Source organism: Epibacterium sp. Ofav1-8 (assembly GCF_022348185.1).
Taxonomy (GTDB): domain Bacteria; phylum Pseudomonadota; class Alphaproteobacteria; order Rhodobacterales; family Rhodobacteraceae; genus Epibacterium.
This window is the reverse complement of sequence record NZ_JAKRFD010000002.1, coordinates 448851-471762: the sequence shown is the minus strand read 5'-3', so window position 1 is coordinate 471762 and position 22912 is coordinate 448851. Positions and strand designations below refer to the sequence as shown.

The window sequence follows — 22912 nt, the reverse complement described above, 5'->3', positions numbered from 1 at the left end:
CGATCAGACAGCGCCCTGGACGCTCTCCGCATAGATCGAGTGGTTGCCGGTCGCGGTGAAATCGAGCTTCAGGCGGAAGTCCTGCAAGGCCATGGGCATGGCCTCGGCGAGACGGTTTTCCGTGCAAAAGTCGATGTGCGTAAAGCCGGTCTGCGGGGCGCGTTCGATGACCCCGTAATGGGCTGCACGCAGGGGCTTGTCCGACTCGTGCACCTTGCGGTTATCCGCGTGCACTTCCACCGTGGTGATCGCACTGGTTGCGACGTGCAGACCCAGCATCGCATAGCCACCGCGCACGATGTCTGCGATTTCGGCCTCGCCGGTCACGCCCTGATTGTGGATGTACCGCTGAATGCGCAGATGCGGCCCGAAAGCGCGCCCCGGCGACTGCACGGCGGAAACCGTCAGGCTGTTGATGGTGATCCCGGTTTTCAGGTCCATTTCCAGCGTGAAGGCTGCCATGCCCCCAGCGGTGCCGTATCCGGTTTGATCCTCGCCGTTCATGGTCCGCATCCACGGGCGGGACAGGAACAGCGGCAGCACACCGGCAACCAGCGTTTGGCCGTAGTACTGGTTCAGTTTGACCAGATCTGCGGCGGTGATCTGGATTTTGCTCTCACCGTCCACCATCAGGCGGATTTCGTCGATGTAGGTTCCCCAGTCAGCGGCAGGCACATCGCGCGGCGTTCCATCCACGTTCATGCGGATATAGAGCCGCTCATAGGTCAGGCCCAGCGGCAGGCTTACGGACGCCACTTGACCCGGCCCGATGCCCTGCGGCGTCGGCATTTTCTTGAGGGTGCGTGTCATGTGCGCCCCCGATTACATGTCGTAGCCAGCGCGTGCCTGAGCGATCACGCTCACGTCACGAAGCTGGTACATTACGAACCCGGCCAGCATGACGCCAACCGTCACCAGACCGACGCTCTTCACGTCCTGTTTCTTAAGCATAGACTTCCCCTTCTGCTTCTTCTTCGGCGCTCGGAATGAGGCCACCGATTGAAACGGGGTCGCCTTCAAGGTGGCGGCGGATCAGGAAGACCGCGAGGCCCCCTGCAACCGTCACTGCAAACGCGCTTAGAAGGTCACTTGCCTTCATGATGATTACCCCGTGTAAGTTCCACGGGATCAGCTAAACGAAGAGGCGCAGAGCAGTAAAAACAACGTACCGTAGCGTTACGGTACGTTGTGATTTGCGGGGTTAGGCACTTTTTCCCTTCGTACCGGGTTTGCGCGGGCTGTTCGCGGCTCTGGGAAACGTGATCTTGCCGCGTTTAAGGACGCCATGGCGCTCGTGGATGTACTCAAGGTTTGCCAGCCCCTTCACCGCGCCTTTGTCGCCGCCCAGCTCGGCGGCTGCGGCGTCCAGGTCGCGAGGCCCCTTCTGTGCCAAAACGACAGTTTCGTCGCAGTTGTTGCGGAACCGGGTTGCGACCTCGGCAATCCGTTGACTGACGCCGATCACCTCAATCCCAAAGTGCCGCCCACGGCTGCACACATCGGCAAAGCCGGGGCATTTCTGAGCGCCACCGGCCACCGGGAAACTGAGGTTCATTTCCTCGACAACCAGCGTCAACATTTTGGCCCCGCGCTTGCCGTCCTTAAACGGCTGTTGCGCCGCGAAGAGCAACCGGCAGAGCGCCGACAGCGCCGCCGCCTCTTTCCCGGCGGGCGGGACATAGGCCACCCGGAACCCGTTCCAGTCGTCAACCATCGCCTGCCGCACATCATCCAGACTGTTGCGGGCGCGGTGCTCTACGGTACGTACGTGCAAAGCTTGGCCGTACTCGGCCAGCGGATCGAAGATCACCAGCCGCTTTTGCCCCTTTATCATCCGCTTCACATACGAGGATTTCCCCGATCCCGACCGGCCCCAAACGCCGATGCGGCGCGCGTTGCTGGTGGCACTCATGCGGCCTGCCCTCCTTCATCGGCCCAGGCGAACGGGCTGTTTGTGTTGGCGGGCGGTGGCGTGTTGGCGTTTGCCGGTGCCTCGGCCTTTCGCTGGCTGCGGAACTCGCCTTTCGCTTCTCCCTTGGGTTCGTTGACAGCTTCCATTTTCGCAAGGCGGCGCTCTTCAAGGATCATGCGAACAACCATCACCTTGGCGATCACAAACGGCGCGGCGCGCGACAGCAGCGCGAGCGTCTCAGACTGCGGCATAAGCGCCGCTGGATAGTAGATCTGCAACAGGTCATAGATCGCGTCTGAAGCATCGCGGGCGATTTCGGTTTCCTCGGGATGGATTGCGAGCGGCTTCCAGTGCGGCAGGAACATACCCGGCAGGCCGAAGCTGTGCCGGAACGCCACAAAAAACGCGTCCTTGGTGATCTGCTCGACCTCATCCAGCGCGTCCAGCGGCTCCCCCGTTTCGGTGTCAACGGGCACCACATCATCAGCGCCGCCACCTTCGGTATCCAGCTCCGACGCGCGGAATGTGGTCAGATGCTCCGCACCCTGCCCCTCAGAATCGACGGAGGGTCCGTTTTCCGGGCGCTGTATGCCCTCTACGTGAAATTCAGTGTCAGTCACCCGAAAAGCCCTCCCCGGCTCGGTACGGGCCGCTCCTGCGGCGCTGTGTTGGTGTTGGCGACCGGCGCAGGATCTGCCGCGACAGGTGCAGCGGGCTTTTCATTGCCGATTTTGAGCGGAAGCCGGACCTTGACCGGGTTCTCGCCCGCCTCGCGGTAGGCTTTGCGCAAGGCCCAGCTCACCCGCTGGCCCCACCGCTGCTGATGGTTGCAGCCGATACCCTCTTCGTCGGCATGGGTGCACATGTAGTAAGCGCCGCCGGTCTTGTTCGCTTTGATCCGCACGACCCGACCGCAGCACTCGCAAGAGGCCATGCCCAGCACAGTTTGCGCGGGAACCTGAAATTGGGCGTTATAGCTCATGGTGCTGTCCCCTCATCCAGATATGGCGTGATCGCGTCCAGGCGCGCCGCCAGTTCGACCATAAAAGCCCCGGTCTCTTCGACCAGCTGCGGCCCCTGCGTCATCTGCGCCAAGGCCCCGGCCTTGCGCAGCTCTTGGGCGCGACGGTGTAGATCCTCGGCCCTTCCCTTCATTGGTTGCATGTCCGTCCCTTCTGCAACTGTTGCGAATGCAACTATAGATTCAGGGAATGGCCAAAAAATCAACGCTGATGCGAGAAAAGCAAAGGCCCCGCAATTTGCGAGGCCTCCTGATTACGCTGGTTTGCTATCCAGCAAGTGCCGTTCAAGTTTCGATCTGGTGGCTTCAATATTCCCCCGAAGGAATGTGTTTGCCTGTTCGAGTTCCTGAACGCGAGTGCCCATCTTCACGAGCCTATAGATGACCATTGCGCCGACAGCGCAGAGTGCTATATCCTTCATGTGGATATCCTGTTTTGTGGGAAGCTGCGACAACAGCGACCCATGGTTTGAAAGAAGCGCGGTCAGTTCATTCTGGCCGCGTTTTCTTTTTACTAAGCTTTTGATTTTGAGTCAAAAATCAGGCTGCAATTCCCTACGTATACGGTACGTGCAAAATATGGCTCCCCTGCCCGTCAAGGCACCGTCAAATTCCGCGAATCGCATGCGTTGTTCCTCCCCCGTTTGCCCCCCGTTCCGCCCCCGTTCGCAAAAGAGCGGCCCCGGTCGCAATCAAGCGATCAGGGCCGAAAATTCCACCTTCCTCATTTCTCAGCGGGCGCGCAGCGCCCTCCCTTGGGTGCAACGCTGGCCTAACAGGCTGCTGCGTCTTGCTCTGCAATCCATTGTTCCAGCATCACCCGCGCCCGGGCGTAACCGTGCAATCGGGTCCACTCACTAAGCAGCCTGTTTTCCGTCTGACGCCTGCCATCAGGCAATTTATCAACGTCGCGCCGACTAGGCGCGTCCTTCTTATATTCTGATGATATTGGGTACGCAGTTTCTGCGGGGGTTTTTGCGTAGGTTTCTTCGGAGGTTTGCTCCTCTTGGTTGTTTTCGTGTGCGTAGGTTTCTTCGGGGGTTTTCGCTCTTTGGTTGCGTAGCAGCTCGGCACGCTTAAACCGATATACAGGTGACATTCCTCGCCCGCCGTTTGGGTAAGCTATGGCCTCAATGTGGCCTGTATTGCGCAGGAGTTTGAGGGCGTCATCTAACGTTCGTGGTGATCGTTTGATCTTCTTGCACAGTTCTTTTCGACAGCAAAAACTGGTACGCGTGCGCCAGTTCATGTGATCGAGCAGAACCCTGTAAACCGCGAGCGCTGATCCGCCAATAAGCGCTACCTCAAGTGCATGCTTTTTGAAGGCATATGCGTCCCGCCTCTCCTTCTGAGTAAGTCCAAATTCCGGTTCACTCATCGAACTGCCCCATGTCGAGACAAAGCTGATGGATCTCGCCGGTTTCCTCCATTCGTTTGATGCGCTGATAGATTGCTTGCCGCGACCGCCCTAGAAAGTTGGCAATGTCTCCAGCTGACCGGCCTCGTTGCAGGCCCAGGCGAATGACGTGATCCTCCTCACGCGTGATCCCTTTTCCGCGCGCCATGTCACCACCCCAAAGAAGCCGTTGATTTGCTTACTTTGATCGGGTAAACAGATTCGCGTAGGGTCCGCCTTACCCCCGCCCCCTCGAACGCCGCTGCTTTTGTAGTTAGGACGTGAGACGAAGCCGTGATGGAGCTTATCGGGCGGGGATTATATCTCCCTTTAAAATATACCGATTTAATCGCATTCATATTACTGATTATAAGACTTCACATACATCTTCATCATGGGTGCTGACGCGCCCTCATACTAAAAAAGCGCGCCCTGATTTGGAGCGCGCTTTTCCTATTCTGACCCGCTGGATGTCAGTCCCGAACGATCAGCACCGAGCATTTGGCATACCGTGCCACCCTTGCAGAGTTTGGACCTTGCAACCGGTCCATCAGCTCCGGCTTATGCGCGCCCATGACCACAAGGTCTGCGTCAGCGCGTTTGATCGCGTCGAGGATCATCTCATAGACGTTTGCCCCGACTTCAACGATATGCTGGACGTTCTTCATGTCCGGAACATGGGTCTTCACAAAGGCATGCAGCTGCTTGTCCGCTTCCTTCACCGCCGCCTTCATCGTGCCCTCCTTGAAGAACGATCCGACGATACTCATGCCATAGTCCGGTACCACGGTGACCACGCTCAGCGTGGCCCCGTAGAACGTCGCAAGCTCGGCAGCCCGTTGCAAGAGCGTCACCTCAGTATCCATATGCGTCAGGTCCACCGCACAGAGTATATGTTTGGTCATTGGGCCATTCCTTCCTCTTTGCGCTTCCGGCCAAGCTGTAGCGCCACGATGAATGCCAGGACCAGGAACGCCGGAATATAGAAGACTTCTTTGGGCAAACGGTCCGATTCAACTTCCATTTCAACGAGTTCCCAGTCGAAGTCGATGCCGAGTTGTTCTGCTGGACCGCCAAAGTTCAGACTGTCCACGTAGATCCTATCACTTTCCTCGCGAAACTCGATGCCTGCTCCGTCATAGAGCCGGGTTCGTCCATCAGCCCCCTTGGGACCAAGCGGTAGCAGGAAGCGGGCATCGACCATATCGCCTTCGAGGCTTTCCCCCTTGAGACGCACGCGCAAGGTTCCACCATCTTCGACCCTCTCGGCCATCTGAAAGACAGCCGAGCCCGGACGTGTCTCGAACGCCGGCTGGATCTGGTCCAGGAAGAACCCTGGGCGGAACAACGTAAATGCCACAAGCAACAGCAGCGCACTCTCCCAGAGCTTTGATTTCACGAGGAAATAATTCATCGTCGAAGCCGCAAACAGCAGCATCGCGATCATCGCCACCAGGAATACAAAGATCGCCTGCACCGGTCCCACATCAATCAGCAGCAGATCGGTGTTGAAGATGAACAGGAACGGCAGCAGCGCAGTCCGGATGGAATAGAAAAACGCCTGAAAACCGGTCCGCAGCGGATCGCCTTTGGAAATCGCGGCGGCGGCAAAGCTGGCCAGCCCCACCGGCGGCGTCACATCCGCCATGATGCCGAAATAGAACACGAACATATGGACCGCGACCAACGGCACGATCAGGCCGTTCTGCGCGCCGAGTTCGACCACAACACCCGCCATCAAGGAACTGACGACGATGTAGTTTGCAGTGGTCGGCAGGCCCATCCCCAGCACGATGGAAATCAGCGCGACAAAGAACAACATCGCCAGCACGTTGCCGCCGGAGAGGAACTCGACGAATTCCGCCATCACCTGCCCGATACCTGTCAGGGTCACCGCGCCGACGATAATGCCGGCCACACCCATGGCGCAGGCCAGACCGATCATGTTGCGCGCACCGATGATCAAACCTTCAAAGATGTCTGCAACACCCTGTTTAAACTCGGACATCGCATGATCCTGGCCGCGGAACATGGCCTTGATCGGATTTTGCGTCGCCAGGATGACCAGCATCGCGACCGAGGACCAGAACGCCGACAACCCCGGAGATTTCCGTTCGATCATCAGGAGATACATCAGCAAGAGGATCGGCATGATGTAGTGAATGCCGGTCTTGAAGATTTCACGCGCGGGCGGCAGATCCTGCATCGACTCTATGCTCAGCTCCAGGTCCTCCTCTGCGGCGGCGACACGCAAGGCTAGAACATAGAGCACGGCCATGATGAGCACGATCAGCCATGTGCTGGCCCCGCCGGCGACGCCTTCAAGCGCATTGACGATCACCCCGCAGAGCCAGAGTGTTCCTCCGCCAATCACGATGGAGATGGCAATGGTGAAGATCGCACCCAAGAAGAACTTGATCGGGTTCATGCGGCTGCTCCCTGTCATGCCCATTTTCAGCGCTTCGAGATGCACGATATAGACCAGCGCAATGTAGGAGATCGCCGCCGGGATGATGGCGGTCTTCACAACCTCGACATAAGGAATGCCGACATATTCGGTCATCAGGAAGGCCACGGCCCCCATCACCGGTGGCGTCAGCACGCCATTGATCGAGGAGGACACTTCGATCGCACCGGCCTTGGTCGCCGGAAAGCCCACACGTTTCATCAGCGGGATGGTGAAGGTGCCTGTCGTAACCACATTTGCGATGGACGAGCCGGAGATCAGCCCGGTCGCAGCAGACCCGATCACGGCGGCCTTTGCTGGGCCACCACGCAGGTGACCCAGGGCTGCAAAGGCCAGTTTCAGAAAGTAGTTCCCTGCCCCGGCCTGATTAAGAAGCGCGCCGAACAGCACAAAAAGAAAGACAAAACCGGAAGAAACACCAAGCGCGACACCAAACACGCCCTCGGTGGTGAGCCACATGTGGCTCATCGCCTTGTTGATGGATGCGCCCTTCCACTGCACCACCTCCGGCAACCACGGAGACGAGCCGAAGAAGACATAGGCGAGGAAGAACAGCGCCACGCCCATTAGGGGAAAACCGAGGCTGCGTCGGGCCGCTTCCAGCAGCAGGATCAGGCCGATCACCGACACGATGACGTCGGTCTGGTTCGGGGCGCCGGATCGCGCCGCCACCCCGGCATAGGCATAGAACAGATAGGACGCACTGAGCGCCCCCACCGCAGCAATGGCCCAGGTTGTGATCGGGATGTGATGGCGTGGGCTGGATTTCAATCCGGGGAAGGCAATAAAGGCCAGCAAAACCGCAAAGCCAAGGTGAATGGCCCGTGTTTGCGTGTCATTCCAGACCCCAACGCCGAGAATGAACGGCAGCGGAGAGGCGATCCACAACTGGTATAGCGACCAGACAAGCGGAATGTACCACAGCGCGTTCCGCCCGAACCTGTCCTTGGGCAATCGCCCGCCCGTGTCGCTGTCTGCTACAAAGTCATCCAGCGTGCGGTCGTCCTGATCCGCGGCGCTTTGGTTTTCCGTCATCGTGTCCCCACCCGGTTTGTTATGCACTCTTGCTTTTAACGAAAAAGGGCTCCCGCCACCTGAGGTCAGGGGCGAAAGCCTTTGATTTCACATCAGAAGTGATGAGGTCACTTCCAGCCGCGCTCTTGATAGTATTTCAGCGCGCCCGGATGCAGGTCTGCCGATAGGGCATCGTTGACCATTTCCTCTTCGCTCAGGCGCGCGAAGGCCGGGTGCAGTTTCTTGAAGTCGTCGAAGTTTTCGAACACCGCGCTCACCACGGCATAGACCACCTCATCCGCAACGTCAGCAGAGGTCACGAAGGTTGCCTTGGGGCCCCAGGACGGAATGTCATCCGCATTGCCGGGATACATCCCGCCGGGAATGGTCGCGGCCGCATAGGCAGAGTTCTCGGACAGAAGAGTTTCAATGTTCTCACCATCCAAGGGGATGATCTTCACGTCACAGGAGGAGGTGGCCTCCTGGCTGGACCCATTGGGCAGACCCGCGGCCCAGATCGTTGCCTCGATCTTGCCGTCACACAGCGCAGCGGATTGCTCGGAGGATTTCAGCTCTGCGGCGAGGGCAAAATCATCCTTGGTCAGGCCGGAATACTGCATCAGGGTTTCCGCCAGCACGCGGGTGCCGGAGCCGGGGTTTGCAATATTGACCTTCTTGCCCTTGAGGTCTGCGACCGATGCGATGTCGGCGTCTGCGCGGGCCATCAGGTGCATCGGTTCCGGGTGCACGGAGAACAGTGCCCGCAGCCCCTCGAATGCGCCATCGGATTCAAATGCGCCGGTGCCTTCAAGGCCGGCTTTCTGGACGTCGGATTGAACCACGCCGAATTCCAGTTCGCCCTGGCGGATGGTGCGGGTGTTATAGACAGAGCCGCCGGTGGATTCCACAGAGCAGCGAATGCCGTGTTCCTTGCGGTCTTTGTTGACCAGCCGGCAGATCGCGCCGCCCGTGGGGTAGTACACGCCTGTCACACCGCCGGTCCCGATGGTGATAAACTGCTGTTCGGCTGCGGAGGCCGCGCCGGAAAAGCCCAGTGCCACGGTTGCAGCGGATGCGAGAAGTGTTTGTTTTAGGACCATAAGTTCTCTCCCTGATTAAAACGGAAATCGGTCGTTGTGCCGATAATATGCGGGGAATGCCGCTACAAGTTAATTTTACAGTCAAAGCACATGCGCATGCTTTTCCTGATCATCCGAGGGGTGGAGTGCTGCTGCAGGATCTGCCCTCTGTGGCTCGCCCCATCAGGCCCAAAAGCGCGCGACGGCTAGATGCCAGGTTGATCACCGCAGTTTCGCCACCTGTCTTCCCTCAGAGTGATGAGTGCCCAGTTTAGATGCAACCAGCATTTTTGCAGGGGTGAAAAATTCAGAAATGATCTCAGTTTTGGGAACTGGACCTCCCTGACCTCGCTTCCATGCGTTACATGCATGGATCTGACGGGTCTCAAGAGCCGGAACCTGGGCAGCGCTGCTGTCGTGGTCCTGAAGACTTCCCTCGCCCCTGCCCGCTTGTGGTGTCACTGCCGACGGACGCCGCACCGGCATGCTGATAGGAGTGCCGTTGAGGTGTGAATTGGGTCGAGTTTTGGACTTTTGAGGGTGCGCGCCGCGTGGATCGCCCTGCGAAGTGGTGAAAATGCAGGGCGTGTTAAGTGATTTACATTTGAAATTGTGGCTTGCTCTGCGTGCCTCCTTGCGGATCTGCCAGACGGGTGGCCAAAGCAGCGCTGAAAACGATATTTGCGTATGTACGCCTTTGGTGGTCTTCTCGCTGAGCTAGGTCAGTCGTTTTTGCAAAGCCTGTGGCTCGCGCTTTAGAAAGCTTAACAGCTCCCGTCGTGCTTCTAAGTGTTTCGTCGCCAAGCGTTAATCAGACCCTTAAGGGGTACACACCACAGGCGCCATGCCGCGCCTCCGGTGTCGGTGGTCGGCGCAGGGGAATCCCCGCAAAATAACCGCCCTTGCATAAATGCATGGGCGGTTTTGCAGTAATGCGCAGCATTAAGGTTTAGAAAAACGCCTGCAAGCCGGTCTGCGCGCGCCCGAGGATCAGCGCATGCACATCATGGGTGCCCTCGTAGGTGTTCACCGTCTCGAGGTTCATCATGTGGCGGATCACCTGGAACTCCAGGCTGATGCCGTTGCCGCCATGCATGTCGCGCGCGTGGCGCGCGATTTCCAGCGCCTTGCCGCAGTTGTTGCGCTTCACGATAGAGATCATCTCCGGCGCGGCATTGGCCTCATCCATCAGGCGCCCCACCCGCAGCGAGGCTTGCAAACCAAGGGCGATCTCCGTCTGCATATTGGCCAGTTTCAGCTGGAACAGCTGCGTGTTTGCCAGAGGGCGACCAAACTGGTGACGATCAAGGCCGTATTGACGGGCGGCATGCCAGCAGGCTTCGGCCGCGCCCATGACGCCCCAGCTGATGCCGTACCGCGCCCGGTTCAGGCAGCCAAACGGACCTTTCAGACCTTCGACATGCGGCAGCAGCGCCTCTTCGCCAACCTCGACACCATCCAGGACAATCTCGCCGGTGATGGAGGCGCGCAGCGACATCTTCTGTCGGATCTTGGGGGCCGACAACCCTTTGGTGCCCTTGTCCAATACAAAGCCGCGGATCTTGCCGCCATGCGCTTCGGATTTGGCCCAGACCACAAAGACATCCGCGATCGGCGCGTTGGAGATCCACATCTTGGACCCCGTCAGGCGGTAACCGCCTTCGGTTTTCTCGGCGCGGGTTTTCATGCCCGCCGGGTCCGAGCCCGCATCGGGTTCGGTCAGGCCAAAACAGCCGATCCACTCGCCAGACGCCAGCTTCGGGAGGTATTTCTGCCGCTGCTCTTCGCTGCCATAGGCGTAGATCGGATACATCACCAGCGAGCTTTGCACCGACATCATCGAGCGATAGCCGCTGTCGACGCGTTCCACTTCGCGCGCAACCAGCCCGTAGGACACGTAACCACCACCGAGGCCGCCATATTCCTCCGGGATGGTGGTGCCCAAGAGCCCCATCTCGCCCATCTCGCGGAAGATCTCAGGGTCGGTCTGTTCGGTCTCATAGGCCTCGGTCACGCGGCTTTGCAGTTTTTCCTGTGCGTAGGCCCGAGCGGACGCCTCGATCATGCGTTCATCTTCGGTCAGCTGATCGCTCAGACGCAGCGGATCCTCCCAGCTGAACTGGCCAAGGTCGGGGGCGTCTTTTGCGCGAAGGGTCGGTTTTTCATCCAGCATCGGGACCTCCAATAAAATGTTGACGACATCTTAAGCGCGCGCCGCGACGAAAAACAGCGAGACTTTGGCAATCACCTATGACAAAAGATCATACATGTCTGTGCCTCGCCGCTTCTTGCCTTCCATTGCTTCGTTGCGTGCGCTCGAAGCGCTCGACCGTCTCGGCAGCGCCTCCGCGGCGGCCACAGAGCTGTCTTTGACGCAAGGCGCGGTCAGTCGCCAGTTGCAGGCGCTGGAACGTCAGCTGGGGGTGGATCTGGTGGTTCGGGACGGAAAGGCCTTGACCCTGACGCCCGATGCCGCCGCCTATGCGGACGAGCTGCGGCACGCGCTGGACCGGATTGCAAATGCCACGCTTCAGGTGCAGTCCGCACCGCTGGCGGGCAGTCTGAACCTTGCGATCCTGCCGGCCTTTGGCATGCGATGGCTGATGCCCCGGTTGCCGGAATTCTCGCGGCGCCATCCGGATGTGACCATCAATATGTCCACCCGTCTGGCGCCCTTCAACTTCGCCACCGAAGCCTTTGATGCAGCGATCCATTTTGGTCAGGCCGATTGGCCCGGAACGCAGGCGCTGCTGTTGAAGCACGAACAGCTCCTGCCGGTCTGCGCGCCAGAGTTGCTGCGGCGGAGGCAGGTGACAGAACCGGCGGATCTGCTGAACCTGCCGCTGTTGCATATCCAGACCCGGCCACGGGCCTGGGCCGATTGGTTCGCGCGCCACGGGGTGGAGACCGAGGCCGCCCTCACCGGGACGCTCCATGACCAGTTCTCCACCATCAATCAGGCGGCGCTGCACGGGCTCGGGGCCGCCCTGATGCCGGATTATCTGGTGGAGCAGGATCTAGCGACCGGCCGGCTTGTGGCTTTGCACCCCAAGGCCGAAGACATCGGTGGCGCCTATTATCTGGTGTGGCCGATCACCAGAGCGCGCCACCCGGGGCTGTTGCAGTTCCGCGAATGGCTTGCAGGGCAGGCGCAGCCCGAAGACCCCCTGCCCCGCTAGGTTTAAAATCCAGAAAAGATGTTATCTTTCAGGGTTCTGACGGATGAAGATCATCCTAGGGCATAGCCCGCACCGCGCACCGTGCGGACCGGGTCCTCACCGCCGTGCTGGGTCAGGGCCTTGCGCAGCCGACCGATGTGGACGTCCACGGTCCGGGTATCCACATAGATGTCGCGCCCCCAAACCCGATCCAAGAGCTGTTCCCGGCTCCAGACCCGGCCCGGTTTCTCCATGAAGGTGGACAGCAGGCGAAACTCGGTCGGGCCCAGTTTCAACGGCTGTTCGGCACGGCTGACCTTGTGGGTTTCGGCATCCAGGATGATGTCGTCGAATTCCAGCCGCATGCCGACGGTGGCGGGGCGCACCCGCCGCAGCTGGGTGCGCACCCGGGCCATCAGTTCGATCACCGAATAGGGTTTGACCACATAATCATCGGCGCCGGTTTCCAGGCCGCGGACCTTGTCGACCTCCTCGGAGCGGGCCGACAGCATGATGATCGGAATGCCACGGGTCTCGTTGCGGGTCTTCAGGCGGCGACAGACTTCGATCCCGGTCAGATTGGGCATCATCCAGTCCAGAACGATGATGTCGGGCATGTCTTCCTCGACCAGAAGCAGGGCTTCCTCACCGTTTTCCGCCTTGATCACCCGAAAGCCGTCGGCCTCCAGGTTGTAGGCCAGCACTTCGCGCTGTGCCAGTTCGTCTTCGACGACCAGAACTGTGGGCTGATCGACTGCCATGGCTTAGACCTCCTGGGTCGAAATAGAGGTGGTGTCCGCCTTCGCGCGCTCTTCTTCCGGCTTGTTGCCGGTCACGAGATAGACCACCTGCTCTGCCATGGCGGTCACGTGGTCGCCCATGCGTTCGATGTTCTTGGCGATGAAATGCAGATGCATGCAGGAGGTGATGTTGCGCGGATCTTCCATCATATGGGTCAGGAATTCGCGAAACAGCGCATTGTACATCTGATCGACATCGCGGTCGCGGTCGATGACATCCTGGGCCAGTTCCACGTCACGCTGGATATAGCTGTCCAGCGCATCCTTCAGCATCAGTTCCACTTCGCGGGCCATGCGACGCAGGGCGGCGGCGCTGTCGGCCACGGCCGGGCTCTGGGCCAGCACGCCAGTGCGCTTTGCCATGTTCTTGGCATAGTCGCCGATGCGTTCGAGATGGCCGGAGATCTTCATGACGCTGAGCACCACGCGCAGGTCCACCGCCGCTGGGGCGCGAATGGCGATCACCCGGGCGGCGTCCTCGTTGATCATCTCTTCGAGACCGTCGATGGCGGCGTCGGCCTTGACCACCTGGGCGGCCAGTTCCTCGTCACGGGTTTCCAGGGCCCGGGCGGCTTCCATGATGGCAGCCTCCACGAGGCCACCCATCTTCATGATCCGGGCCTGAATCGCTTCGAGATCCCGGTCAAAGGCGGATGCGATATGTTGTTCTTCCATGAGACTGTCTCTCTGCCTTAGCCGATACGGCCGGTGATGTAGCTTTCGGTGCGCGGATCTTCGGGGTTGGTAAAGATCTGACCGGTGGGACCGAATTCCACCAGGTTGCCGAGGTGGAAGAAGGCGGTCTTCTGGCTGACGCGCGCCGCCTGTTGCATCGAGTGGGTCACGATCACGACCGAATAGTTCTCGCGCAGCTCGTCGATTAGCTCCTCCACCTGCGCGGTGGCGATCGGGTCCAGTGCGGAGCACGGCTCGTCCATCAGCAGCACCTCGGGTTCGGTGGCAACGGCGCGGGCAATGCACAGACGCTGTTGCTGACCACCGGACAGGCCGGTGCCGGGCGCATGAAGACGGTCCTTGACCTCATCCCAGATGGCGCCGCGGCGCAGGGATTTCTCGACGATGTCGTCCAGGTCTGATTTGGATTTGGCCATCCCGTGGATACGCGGACCATATGCGACGTTGTCATAGATCGATTTGGGGAACGGGTTCGGCTTCTGGAACACCATCCCCACCTGCGCCCGCAGCTGCACCGGGTCGACGCTCTTGGCGTAGATGTCTTCGCCTTCGAGCAGGATATCCCCGGTCACCCGGCAGATGTCGATGGTGTCGTTCATCCGGTTCAGGCACCGCAGAAAGGTCGACTTGCCGCAGCCGGACGGGCCGATAAAGGCGGTCACGGTCTTGTCTTCGATTTCCACGTTGACGTCCTTGATGGCGTGGCTGTCGCCGTAATAGACGTTGACGTTTTGCGCGGCGATCTTGGTACGTTGAGTTTCCACGGTCTTATCCACTGCTGTCATGTCGTTCATTTGAAATACTCCCCTTACCAGCGACGCTCGAAGCGACGGCGCAGGATGATGGCGATGATGTTCATGGTCAAGAGGAAGGCAAGCAGGATGATGATGCCACCCCAGGCCTTTTCGTAAAAGCTGACATCCGCGCGCGCCGCCCAGGTGTAGATCTGGGCCGGCATGGCCGAGTTCGGCTCGGTGAAGCCTTCGACAAAGCCTTCGGGATAGCCGCGGGCCACAAAGCCGACCATGCCGATCAGCAACAGCGGTGCGGTTTCCCCAAGCGCCTGGGCGAGGCCGATGATGGTGCCGGTCAGGATACCCGGTGCGGCCAGCGGCAACACGTGATGGAACACCGCCTGCATCTTCGATGCGCCCACGCCGAGGGCCGCGTCACGGATCGACGGCGGCACCGCCTTCAGCGACGCGCGGGTGGAGATGATGATGGTGGGCAGCGTCATCAGCGACAGTACCAGCCCCCCCACCAGCGGCGCGGATTGCGGCAGATGCATGAACTGGATGAACACCGCAAGGCCGAGGATACCAAACACGATCGACGGCACCGCCGCGAGGTTGGAGATGTTCACCTCGATCAGGTCGGTAAAGCGGTTCTGCGGTGCAAACTCTTCCAGGTAGATCGACGCGGCAACGCCGATCGGCAGCGACAGCACCAGAACCACCAGCATCATGAAGAAGGAGCCGACAACCGAGGCGCCGATCCCGGCCCCGCCGGGGTTGTCCACGCCCGAGTCGGCGCCCGTGATAAAGGCCCAGCTGAAGGCTTGCTTGATGATGCCCGCCTCTTCCAGCGCATCGACCAGATCGAGGTCGCTCAATTGCAGGAAGCGGCTGTCTTGCAGGGTTTCGCGTTGCACCCGGCCCTTGAAGTAGCCGTCGACCCGGCTGGAGGCCGCAAGTTCAAAAGCCACCGGTTGGCTCAGCTCATCCGGGTTCGCCTGGTAGTGGGCCCGCAGGGTGCCGCCCACCTTGCCGAGCAGGCGCTCGATCGCCGCCTCGTCGAATTCCACGGTCATGCCGCGCTGTTGCAGCTGCTCCTGGAGGGAGGCGATGAACAGGTTCGAATAGGCCTTGGTCTTGAACAATTCGCTTTCGGCGGCGTCCATCTGCTCCTGGGTGAGGGTGAAGTCCACCGTCACCACCGTCCGGGTAAAGGCCGGCAGGCCGGAGCGGACGATCGACACGAACAGCACCGTCAGGAAGAACAGGCCGACCAGGATCGCAGCCATACCGTAGGCGCGAAAACGTCTCTCTGCGGCGTTGCGACGGCGCGTGTTGGGGTCGGTCTGGCTCAGCGACCTGGAGCGTGCAGGGGTCGGGTTGTCCATGCTTGCGTCGGTCATTCGTACTGCTCCCGGTATTTGCGGACGATGTAGAGGGCGATGATGTTGAGACCCAGCGTCAGCACGAAGAGGGTCATGCCGAGGGCGAAGGCGACCAGCGCCTCGGGGCTGGCAAAGTCGGCGTCCCCGGTCAACTGGCTGACGATCTTGGCGGTGACGGTGGTCATCGCCTCAAAGGGGTTGAGACTGAGCCGGGCCGCGGCCCCTGCCCCAAGCACCACGATCATGGTCTCGCCGATGGCGCGCGAGGCCGCCAGCAGGATGGCGCCGACGATGCCGGGCAGTGCTGCCGGGATCACCACCTGGCGGATGGTTTCCGATTGCGTCGCACCCAGCCCGTAAGAGCCGTCGCGCATCGCCTGCGGCACCGCGTTGATGATGTCGTCGGACAGCGAGGACACAAAGGGAATGAGCATGATGCCCATCACCAGACCGGCGGTCATCACGGCGGTGCCGGCCTGCATCCAGCCGAGCCCGTCATCGCCAAAGACTTTCAGCAGCAGCGGACCAACGGTGAGCAAGGCAAACAGACCGTAGACGATGGTCGGGATACCGGCGAGGATCTCCAGCAGCGGCTTGGCCACGGAACGGACCCGGGGGCTGGCGTATTCCGACAGGTAGATCGCGGCAAAGAGGCCGATCGGCACCGCCACGGCCAGCGCCACGATGGAGATGTAGAAGGTGCCCCACAGCAGCGGCAGCACGCCGAGGTCGGACGACCCGCCGCGGCCAGAGAAGCTCGGCGCCCAGTTGAGGCCGAAGAAGAAGTCGCTTGCCGGATAGAGGCGGAAGAACTCCCAGGTGTTGAACACCAGCGACAGCACGATGCCCACCGTGGTCAGGATGGCGATCGAGGCGGCCGCCACCAGCAGCGCGTGGATGCCGAATTCAACCACGTTGCGGGCGCGGAACAGGGCGCGGGTTTCACGCAGGGCGAACAGCGTGCCCGCCAGCGCGACCACGATCGCCGCGATCGACATGATCAGATAGCCGGTGGAATTGACGATCCGGTAACGCTGCGCGGCGCGCAGCACGGTCTGGGTCACCTCGGCTGTCACGATCTGCCCGGCATCCTTGAGGCGCTGGGTCACATCGGTGAAATCGGCGCGGGCGTTGCGGGCGAAGTCCTCGTCCATCAGCCCCTGCGCGACCGCATTGTCGAGACCGGTCGCCGCCCGGCGCACCTCTGCCATCACCAGCCCGCGCGAGGAGCCGTCGTCGATGGCACTGTCGGGGATCATGCCGGAGATCACCGAGTTGACATAGAGCGGTTGCGCCAGAAGCCAGACGATCAAAAGCCCGAAGGTGGGCACCATAGCTTTGAGCGCCACGTTCCAGCCGTAATAGGACGGCAGCGAGTGCAGCTCTCTGCTGTCGCCCCCCGCATTGGCCAGCGCCCGCGATCGGCCGAGCATATAGCCCACCGCCGCGATCACGAGCACGATCAAGATCAGCCAGAAAAGTGGCATCGTAACCCCCGAGGTCATGTTGTCGGTAAAACGTCCAGAAAGGGAATGGGGGCGGCGCTAGACACCGCCCCCAACATTTGGCCTAGGGCCGGATTTAGCTGCCGGAGCCCATGGTGGTCGCGTTGGCGACGGCGTCCTGGGTTTTGGCCAGTTCCGGATCCGAAACCAGACCGTAGTTGGCGAGCGGGCCGGAGGGGCCTGCGATCTCGTCAGCCACGAAGAACTGTGCGTATTCCTGCAGGCCCGGGATCACGCCGATGTGGGCTTTCTTCACGTAGAAGAACAGCGGGCGGGACACGGGGTATTCGCCGGTGGAGATGGTCTCGGTGGACGGGGTCACGCCGGACATGGTCGCCACTTTCAGCTTGTCGGTGTTGTTCTCGTAGAACGCCAGGCCGAACACGCCGATGCCGTTGGTGTTGGCGTCGATACGCGCCAGGGTCTCGGTGTAGTCACCGTCGATGTCCACGGACTTGCCGTCCTGACGCACGTCGAAGCACGCGTCTTCGATGGCGTCTTCGTCCATGCCTTTTTCTTCCATGGCGGCAACGGCGCCGGTGTCTTCACAGCCCTGCAGCAGGACTTTTTCTTCGAAGACTTCGCGGGTGCCGTGCTTGGTGCCGGGGATGAACATGGCGATTTCCGCATCGGGCAGATCGCTGTTGAACTCGGACCAGTTCTGGTGCGGGTTGGCGACCAGCTCGCCGTCTTTCACGACGGTTGCGCCGATGGCGTTGTAGATGTCGGCCGGTTCAAACGCGGCGAAGTCGGGACCGGACTGCTGGGAGGCAAACACGATGCCGTCATAGCCGATGCGCACTTCGATGATGTCGGTCACGCCGTTGTCGGCACAGGCCTTGATCTCTTTTTCGCGGATCTTGCGGGATGCGTTTGCAACGTCGATGGTGTTTTCGCCAACGCCTTCGCAGAAGCGCTTCAGGCCAGCGGAGGAACCGCCGGATTCCACGACCGGGGTCGGGAAGTCGGTGTTCTCGCCGAACACTTCCGCCACGATCGACGCGTAAGGCAGAACGGTGGAGGAGCCAGCGATCTGCACCTGGTCACGAGCAGCAGCTGCGGTGGCCGACACGGCGGCGATGGCCAGGGTCGATGCGGTCAGTTTCACAAAGGACATTTACGTCTCCATGAGTTTAAGAAGTTTACGATCACCCCCAAGATGATCTTGCGCCCCTCCTAGAAGGCGCAGGTGTGGCTTTTGTGACAGCTGTGTAACAGCTGTATGACAACCGGCGCCCGGAAGAGAAAAAAACTGAAACAGTTCGCAAAGCGCGCTGTTTTACATGGCCTACGGCCGGCACGCGCGGGGTTTCCGCAGGTGCCGGCCGTTAACATGTTGTCACAGAATGCAGGTTTTCGGGTCGCGCAGCGCTTATCGCGGCAGGATCACCGTGAAGGTTGCGCCCTTGCCGAGGTCGCTTTCCACCCGCAGCCGTCCCCGGTGGCGGTTGATGATATGCTTGACGATCGCCAGCCCGAGGCCGGTGCCGCCCAGCTCCCGCGACCGGTGGTTGTCGGCGCGATAGAACCGTTCGGTGAGGCGCGGCAGATGCACCGGATCGATGCCGGGGCCATCATCCGTCACCTGCACCCGCACGGCCGGGCAACGCAGGGCCGGATCGCGGTCCAGCGCGCTCAGGGAGACGGTGACCGTCTCGCCCCCGTATTTCAGCGCATTCTCGATCAGGTTGGTGAACACCTGCTGGATCTGATCGGGATCGGCGGGGATTTCCACCGGCGCATCCGGCGCATCAAGCGTCAGTGCGGTGCCGCCGGATTCCGCCAGCGGGCCAAGCGATTTGATGGTGGAGTTCAGGTAGCTGACCAGATCGATCCGCTCTTTCGGGCGGACGCGTTCCTCGCTTTCCACCCGGTTCAGCGACAGCAGGTCCCCCACCAGGCGATTCATCCGGCTGGCTTCGCCCTCCATGATATTGAGAAACCGGTCGCGTGCATCGGCATCGTCCCGTGCGGCCCCGCGCAGGGTCTCGATGAACCCCATCAGCGCCGTCAGCGGCGTGCGCAGCTCATGGCTGACGTTGGCGACAAAATCGCGTCGCATCTGACTGGCCTGCTCCCGGTCGGTGATGTCGTCGAAACACAACAGCACCGCGCCGCCCTTGACCGCGCCCACCCCCGGGACATAGCGCAGGGTGACCTCAAAGGTGGTGTCCTGCGCGCCGTCATTGGACAGGTGGCGCGCGGTGCGTGGCTGGCGATCAAGCAAGCAGGACTCGATCGCCGAGGTCACATTGGGTTGCCGCAGGATGGTGGCAAAATGGCGCCCGATCACCTGCGGGCCAAGCAGGGTTGCGCCTTCGACATTGGCCGCGATCAAACGCTCGGTCTGATCGATCAGAACGGCAGGCATCGGAAACGCGGCCAGCAGCCCGTCGATCAGCTCTTGCGACATGATTTTTTGCCTCATCCTTGCGTCGTGACGGCCTTCTTAGGGTTTGAATGTAACTATGACATGGCAGAGTTGATTGCGGCCTCAAAGATCGCGCAGAGCGTGTCCGGGTCTTCCAGCCCGACCGACACGCGAAAGAACCCCTCGTGCAGGCCAAGTGCTGCGCGATTTTCCGGGGTGAGGGCGCGGTGTGACGAGGAGGCCGGGTGCGAGAGCGTGGTGCCCACATCCCCGAGGGTTGGCGCGAAGGATAGCCCTTCGGCCCCGCGGGTGAACGCGTTGGCCGCCTCACGACCGCCATTCAGCTCAAAGCTCACCATATTGCAGCCCCTGCCCTTGAGCAGCGCCTGCGCGCGGGCATGGTCCGGGTGGTCCTGGCGCGTCGGGTAAATGACGCGCTTCACCCCCGGCAACCCTGCAATATGATCCGCCAGACGCGCTGCCGTGGCCTCGGCGCGGTCAAAGCGCAGATCAAAGGACAACAGCCCCCGCTCCGCCAACCAGCAATCAAACGGGCTCGGCGTCATGCCGGTGGTGACGGAGAACACCCGCATCCGATCATTGAGCGCGGGGTCCTTGGCCACCACATAGCCCAGCATCACGTCGGAGTGGCCCGCGAGCAGTTTGGTGACGGAGTGGATGACAATATCCGCGCCATGCTCAAACGGTTTGAACGCGCGGGGCGTGGTAAAGGTGTTGTCCACCGCCAGCAGGATGCCGTGCTCCCGGCACAGCGCGGCGATCCCGTCGATGTCGGCCACCGCAAGCGTTGGGTTCGACACCGCCTCCACCAGAATGAGCTTGGTCTCGGGGCGGATCGCGGCGCGGATTGCGTCGACGTCGCCGGGATTGGCCAGAGACGTGTTGATACCAAGACGCGGCAAATCTTCCTTCATCAGCCGCAGCGAACGCCCATAGAGCTGATCGCCACCGATGACATGATCACCTGTCTGCAACAGCCCCATGAGCACGGCGGAGACTGCCGCCATGCCGGAGCCAGTCACAACGCCTCCGGTTGCGCCCTCCATGTCATCAAGCCGACGCGCAATTACATCGGCGTTGGGATGCCCCTCACGGGAATAGGTATAGCCATGCACGCGGCCCTCATATTGATCGTCCAGCGCATCCGGGGTTTCGGAGGCATAGACCACCGAGGGGCTGAGCGGAGTCACAACAGGATGGCTGGCACTGTCGGGCAGACCATGCGGGCGCATGACGGAGGGGCGGGAATTCTTCACGGTCAAATCTCCTTCAGCTCCGCTTTGAAACGGCGCATGTTTTCCTGATAGTGCACGGCGCTGGCGGTCAGCTTTGCGGCGAGTTCGGCATCGACCTCGCGCACCACCTTGCCCGGTGCGCCCATGACCAGAGAATTATCAGGAATTTCCTTGTTCTCCGTAATCAGCGCGCCCGCCCCGATCAGACAGTTCTTACCGATCTTGGCGCCGTTGAGGATGGTCGCCCCCATCCCGATCAGGGAGTTCTCGCCGATGGTGCAACCATGCAGCATGACCTTATGGCCGATGGTGCAGTTTTCGCCGATGGTCAGCGGATAGCCTGCGTCGATATGCATGACCACGTTTTCCTGCACGTTGGAGCCCCGCCCGATGCGGATTTCCTCGTGATCGGCGCGGATGGTGACGCCAAACCAGATCGAGGCCCCCTCTTCCAGCACCACCTTGCCAATCAGATTGGCATCCGGGGCCACCCATGTATCGGCGTGGATTTGTGGGTGGTGTTCGCCAAGCGCATAGATGCTCATGACAGATCCTCAAATTCCTGTTGCAGGGTGCGGGCATGTTCGATCAGTGCAGGCTGTTGAATGCGGCGCAGGCGGGTGGCCGTGATGATCGTCTTCAGTGCCTCTTCGGTCTCATCAAGGTCCTCGTTGATCAGCACATGATCATAAGAGCCCCAGTGCGAGATCTCGTCCCAGCTCTTTTGCATGCGGCGCTGGATGGTCTCAGCGTCATCCTGTCCCCGGCTTTCCAGGCGGCGGCGCAGCTCGGTGATGGAGGGCGGCAACAGGAAGATCGACAGCGTGTGTTTGCCGAGATCCGAATTGGTGATCTGCTGCGCGCCCTGCCAGTCAATGTCGAACAGCACATCGCGGCCTTCATTGATGGCCTTCTGCACCGGCCCCTTGGGGGAACCGTAGAAATTGCCGAACACGTGGGCATGTTCCAGCATCTCGCCATCGGCCACGTCATGTTTAAACGACTCCACCGAGACAAAGTGATAATCCTGCCCGTCGACCTCACCCGGGCGCGGCTGCCGTGTGGTGGCCGACACCGAAAAGCTGATGTCGCTGTCCCAGGCCCGCAGCCGCTTGGCCAGTGTTGATTTCCCGGCACCGGAGGGGGAAGACAGGATAATGAGAAGGCCCCGTCGCTGTGCTTTTGAGTGTACCATAATGAGGGTGCTCTCCTTATTCTATGTTTTGAACCTGCTCGCGCATCTGGTCGATCACGGTTTTGAGTTCCAATCCCACCTCGGTCAAGGCCGCGTTCTGCGCCTTTGAACAGAGCGTGTTGGCCTCGCGGTTGAATTCCTGCATCAGAAAGTCGAGCTTGCGCCCCACCGGACCGCCCTGCCCGATCAGTTTGCGCGCGGCCGCCACATGCGCCGCGAGCCGGTCGAGCTCTTCGGTGACGTCGGCCTTCACCGCGATCAGCGCCAGTTCCTGCGCGACGCGATCAGGGTCTGCGCCCTCGCTGTTGGACAGGACACGGGCAAGATTGCTCTTGAGCGTCTCTGCGATCTGCGCCTGACGGTCATCGGCGCGCTGGGCGGCCTCCGCGCGCAAGGCGTCGATCCGGTCGATCTGACTCGTCAACACAGCCAGCAAAGCGGCGCCCTCGGCTGCGCGCATGTTAACAAAGTCGGCCAGAAGTGAGTCGAATTCGGATAGGAGCCGCTGCACCAGCTGTTCGGAATCCTGCTCGGCGGTGGCCTGTTCCAGCACGCCGCGCATCTGAAGGATATCGGTGGCGCGCACCGGCGCGAGTTGCAATCCGACCTGCGCGGCCTGCGCCTGCGTCGCGGCAATGGCGGCCAGCATGGTCTCCATCGCCGCCGTGTTGATCTGCATCTGCCCCTTGCCATCCTCGGCGCGGCTGAGGCGCAGACCAACGGTCACATTGCCCCGGCCTAGTTTATTGGAGGCACGGGTTTTTATTTCGTTTTCAAGACCTTCCAGCCAATCCGGCACCCGTGCGCGCACGTCCAGCCCCTTGGCATTGACCGATCTGATTTCCCAGACCCATGTATATGCGCCCTCTGCGCCCTGCCCGGAGGCAAATCCCGTCATCGAATGCAATGTCATCTGCGACCCT

Annotated in this window: 25 protein-coding genes; 1 reads left to right on the top strand and 24 read right to left on the bottom strand. The window is 60.8% G+C overall.

Features of this window, described 5'->3' with window-relative positions:
* Positions 1-3 precede the first annotated feature (3 nt).
* The 13 genes from MHM97_RS05050 to MHM97_RS04995 all read right to left on the bottom strand — a co-directional run bounded on the left by MHM97_RS05050 (position 4) and on the right by MHM97_RS04995 (position 11062).
* Positions 4-810, bottom strand: coding sequence for a major capsid protein P2 (locus tag MHM97_RS05050; RefSeq protein WP_239320236.1), 807 nt, complete (start codon positions 808-810; stop codon positions 4-6).
* A 12-nt stretch (positions 811-822) separates the two neighbouring features.
* The gene (locus tag MHM97_RS22710) at positions 823-951 is read right to left on the bottom strand and encodes a hypothetical protein (protein WP_255729313.1); all 129 of its coding nucleotides are present in this window, start codon (positions 949-951) and stop codon (positions 823-825) included.
* A complete protein-coding gene (locus MHM97_RS05045) occupies positions 944-1099 on the bottom strand; it encodes a hypothetical protein (RefSeq protein ID WP_239320234.1) in 156 nt (51 codons plus the stop codon). Before MHM97_RS05045 ends, MHM97_RS22710 begins: the two co-directional genes overlap by 8 nt.
* Before the next feature lie 102 nt (positions 1100-1201).
* Positions 1202-1912 carry a helicase HerA domain-containing protein gene (locus tag MHM97_RS05040; protein ID WP_239320232.1) on the bottom strand — a complete coding sequence of 237 codons (711 nt, stop codon included), beginning with the start codon at positions 1910-1912 and terminating at the stop codon, positions 1202-1204.
* Positions 1909-2532, bottom strand: a complete 624-nt coding sequence (locus MHM97_RS05035) for a hypothetical protein (protein ID WP_239320229.1) — start codon at positions 2530-2532, stop codon at positions 1909-1911. The genes MHM97_RS05040 and MHM97_RS05035 overlap by 4 nt, the downstream gene beginning before the upstream one ends.
* A complete protein-coding gene (locus MHM97_RS05030) occupies positions 2529-2894 on the bottom strand; it encodes a zinc ribbon domain-containing protein (protein ID WP_239320226.1) in 366 nt (121 codons plus the stop codon). The genes MHM97_RS05035 and MHM97_RS05030 overlap by 4 nt, the downstream gene beginning before the upstream one ends.
* Positions 2891-3067 (bottom strand): hypothetical protein, encoded by a 177-nt coding sequence (locus MHM97_RS05025; protein WP_239320223.1) that lies wholly within the window; start codon positions 3065-3067, stop codon positions 2891-2893. Before MHM97_RS05025 ends, MHM97_RS05030 begins: the two co-directional genes overlap by 4 nt.
* 638 nt (positions 3068-3705) lie before the next feature.
* Complete coding sequence (locus tag MHM97_RS05020) at positions 3706-4311, bottom strand: hypothetical protein (protein ID WP_239320220.1); 606 nt, start codon at positions 4309-4311, stop codon at positions 3706-3708.
* Positions 4304-4498: an HTH domain-containing protein gene (locus tag MHM97_RS05015; RefSeq protein WP_239320218.1), complete on the bottom strand. Its 195-nt coding sequence runs from the start codon at positions 4496-4498 to the stop codon at positions 4304-4306. Before MHM97_RS05015 ends, MHM97_RS05020 begins: the two co-directional genes overlap by 8 nt.
* A gap of 304 nt (positions 4499-4802) precedes the next feature.
* Positions 4803-5234 carry a universal stress protein gene (locus MHM97_RS05010; protein WP_239320216.1) on the bottom strand — a complete coding sequence of 144 codons (432 nt, stop codon included), beginning with the start codon at positions 5232-5234 and terminating at the stop codon, positions 4803-4805.
* Positions 5231-7831, bottom strand: a complete 2601-nt coding sequence (locus MHM97_RS05005; protein ID WP_239320214.1) for a TRAP transporter permease — start codon at positions 7829-7831, stop codon at positions 5231-5233. The genes MHM97_RS05010 and MHM97_RS05005 overlap by 4 nt, the downstream gene beginning before the upstream one ends.
* A gap of 107 nt (positions 7832-7938) precedes the next feature.
* Positions 7939-8910, bottom strand: coding sequence for a TAXI family TRAP transporter solute-binding subunit (locus MHM97_RS05000; RefSeq protein ID WP_239320213.1), 972 nt, complete (start codon positions 8908-8910; stop codon positions 7939-7941).
* Positions 8911-9838: 928 nt separating this feature from the next.
* Positions 9839-11062, bottom strand: a complete 1224-nt coding sequence (locus MHM97_RS04995) for an acyl-CoA dehydrogenase (protein WP_239320211.1) — start codon at positions 11060-11062, stop codon at positions 9839-9841.
* 94 nt (positions 11063-11156) lie between these two features.
* Between MHM97_RS04995 and MHM97_RS04990 the strand changes: the two genes are divergently transcribed.
* Positions 11157-12068: a LysR family transcriptional regulator gene (locus MHM97_RS04990; protein ID WP_239320209.1), complete on the top strand. Its 912-nt coding sequence runs from the start codon at positions 11157-11159 to the stop codon at positions 12066-12068.
* A gap of 50 nt (positions 12069-12118) precedes the next feature.
* Here MHM97_RS04990 and phoB read toward each other — a convergent pair whose 3' ends face one another.
* From phoB to MHM97_RS04935, 11 genes are all read right to left on the bottom strand, one after another.
* Complete coding sequence (gene phoB, locus MHM97_RS04985; protein ID WP_239320207.1) at positions 12119-12808, bottom strand: phosphate regulon transcriptional regulator PhoB; 690 nt, start codon at positions 12806-12808, stop codon at positions 12119-12121.
* 3 nt (positions 12809-12811) lie between these two features.
* Positions 12812-13522: a phosphate signaling complex protein PhoU gene (gene phoU, locus MHM97_RS04980; protein WP_239320205.1), complete on the bottom strand. Its 711-nt coding sequence runs from the start codon at positions 13520-13522 to the stop codon at positions 12812-12814.
* Between the two features lie 17 nt (positions 13523-13539).
* The gene (pstB, locus tag MHM97_RS04975) at positions 13540-14337 is read right to left on the bottom strand and encodes a phosphate ABC transporter ATP-binding protein PstB (protein ID WP_239320203.1); all 798 of its coding nucleotides are present in this window, start codon (positions 14335-14337) and stop codon (positions 13540-13542) included.
* 14 nt (positions 14338-14351) lie between these two features.
* Positions 14352-15680, bottom strand: coding sequence for a phosphate ABC transporter permease PstA (pstA, locus tag MHM97_RS04970; RefSeq protein WP_239320201.1), 1329 nt, complete (start codon positions 15678-15680; stop codon positions 14352-14354).
* A complete protein-coding gene (gene pstC, locus MHM97_RS04965; RefSeq protein ID WP_239320198.1) occupies positions 15677-17149 on the bottom strand; it encodes a phosphate ABC transporter permease subunit PstC in 1473 nt (490 codons plus the stop codon). Before pstC ends, pstA begins: the two co-directional genes overlap by 4 nt.
* A 94-nt stretch (positions 17150-17243) precedes the next feature.
* On the bottom strand, positions 17244-18284 hold the full coding sequence (locus tag MHM97_RS04960) for a substrate-binding domain-containing protein (protein ID WP_239320195.1): 1041 nt from the start codon (positions 18282-18284) through the stop codon (positions 17244-17246).
* Between the two features lie 255 nt (positions 18285-18539).
* Positions 18540-19580 (bottom strand): sensor histidine kinase, encoded by a 1041-nt coding sequence (locus MHM97_RS04955; protein ID WP_239320192.1) that lies wholly within the window; start codon positions 19578-19580, stop codon positions 18540-18542.
* A 53-nt stretch (positions 19581-19633) separates the two neighbouring features.
* Positions 19634-20791 carry a trans-sulfuration enzyme family protein gene (locus MHM97_RS04950; protein ID WP_255729369.1) on the bottom strand — a complete coding sequence of 386 codons (1158 nt, stop codon included), beginning with the start codon at positions 20789-20791 and terminating at the stop codon, positions 19634-19636.
* Positions 20792-20817: 26 nt separating this feature from the next.
* On the bottom strand, positions 20818-21339 hold the full coding sequence (locus tag MHM97_RS04945) for a gamma carbonic anhydrase family protein (RefSeq protein ID WP_239320187.1): 522 nt from the start codon (positions 21337-21339) through the stop codon (positions 20818-20820).
* Positions 21336-21989: a guanylate kinase gene (gene gmk, locus MHM97_RS04940; protein WP_239320185.1), complete on the bottom strand. Its 654-nt coding sequence runs from the start codon at positions 21987-21989 to the stop codon at positions 21336-21338. Before gmk ends, MHM97_RS04945 begins: the two co-directional genes overlap by 4 nt.
* 16 nt (positions 21990-22005) lie before the next feature.
* The gene (locus MHM97_RS04935) at positions 22006-22902 is read right to left on the bottom strand and encodes a YicC/YloC family endoribonuclease (RefSeq protein WP_239320184.1); all 897 of its coding nucleotides are present in this window, start codon (positions 22900-22902) and stop codon (positions 22006-22008) included.
* Positions 22903-22912 lie beyond the last annotated feature (10 nt).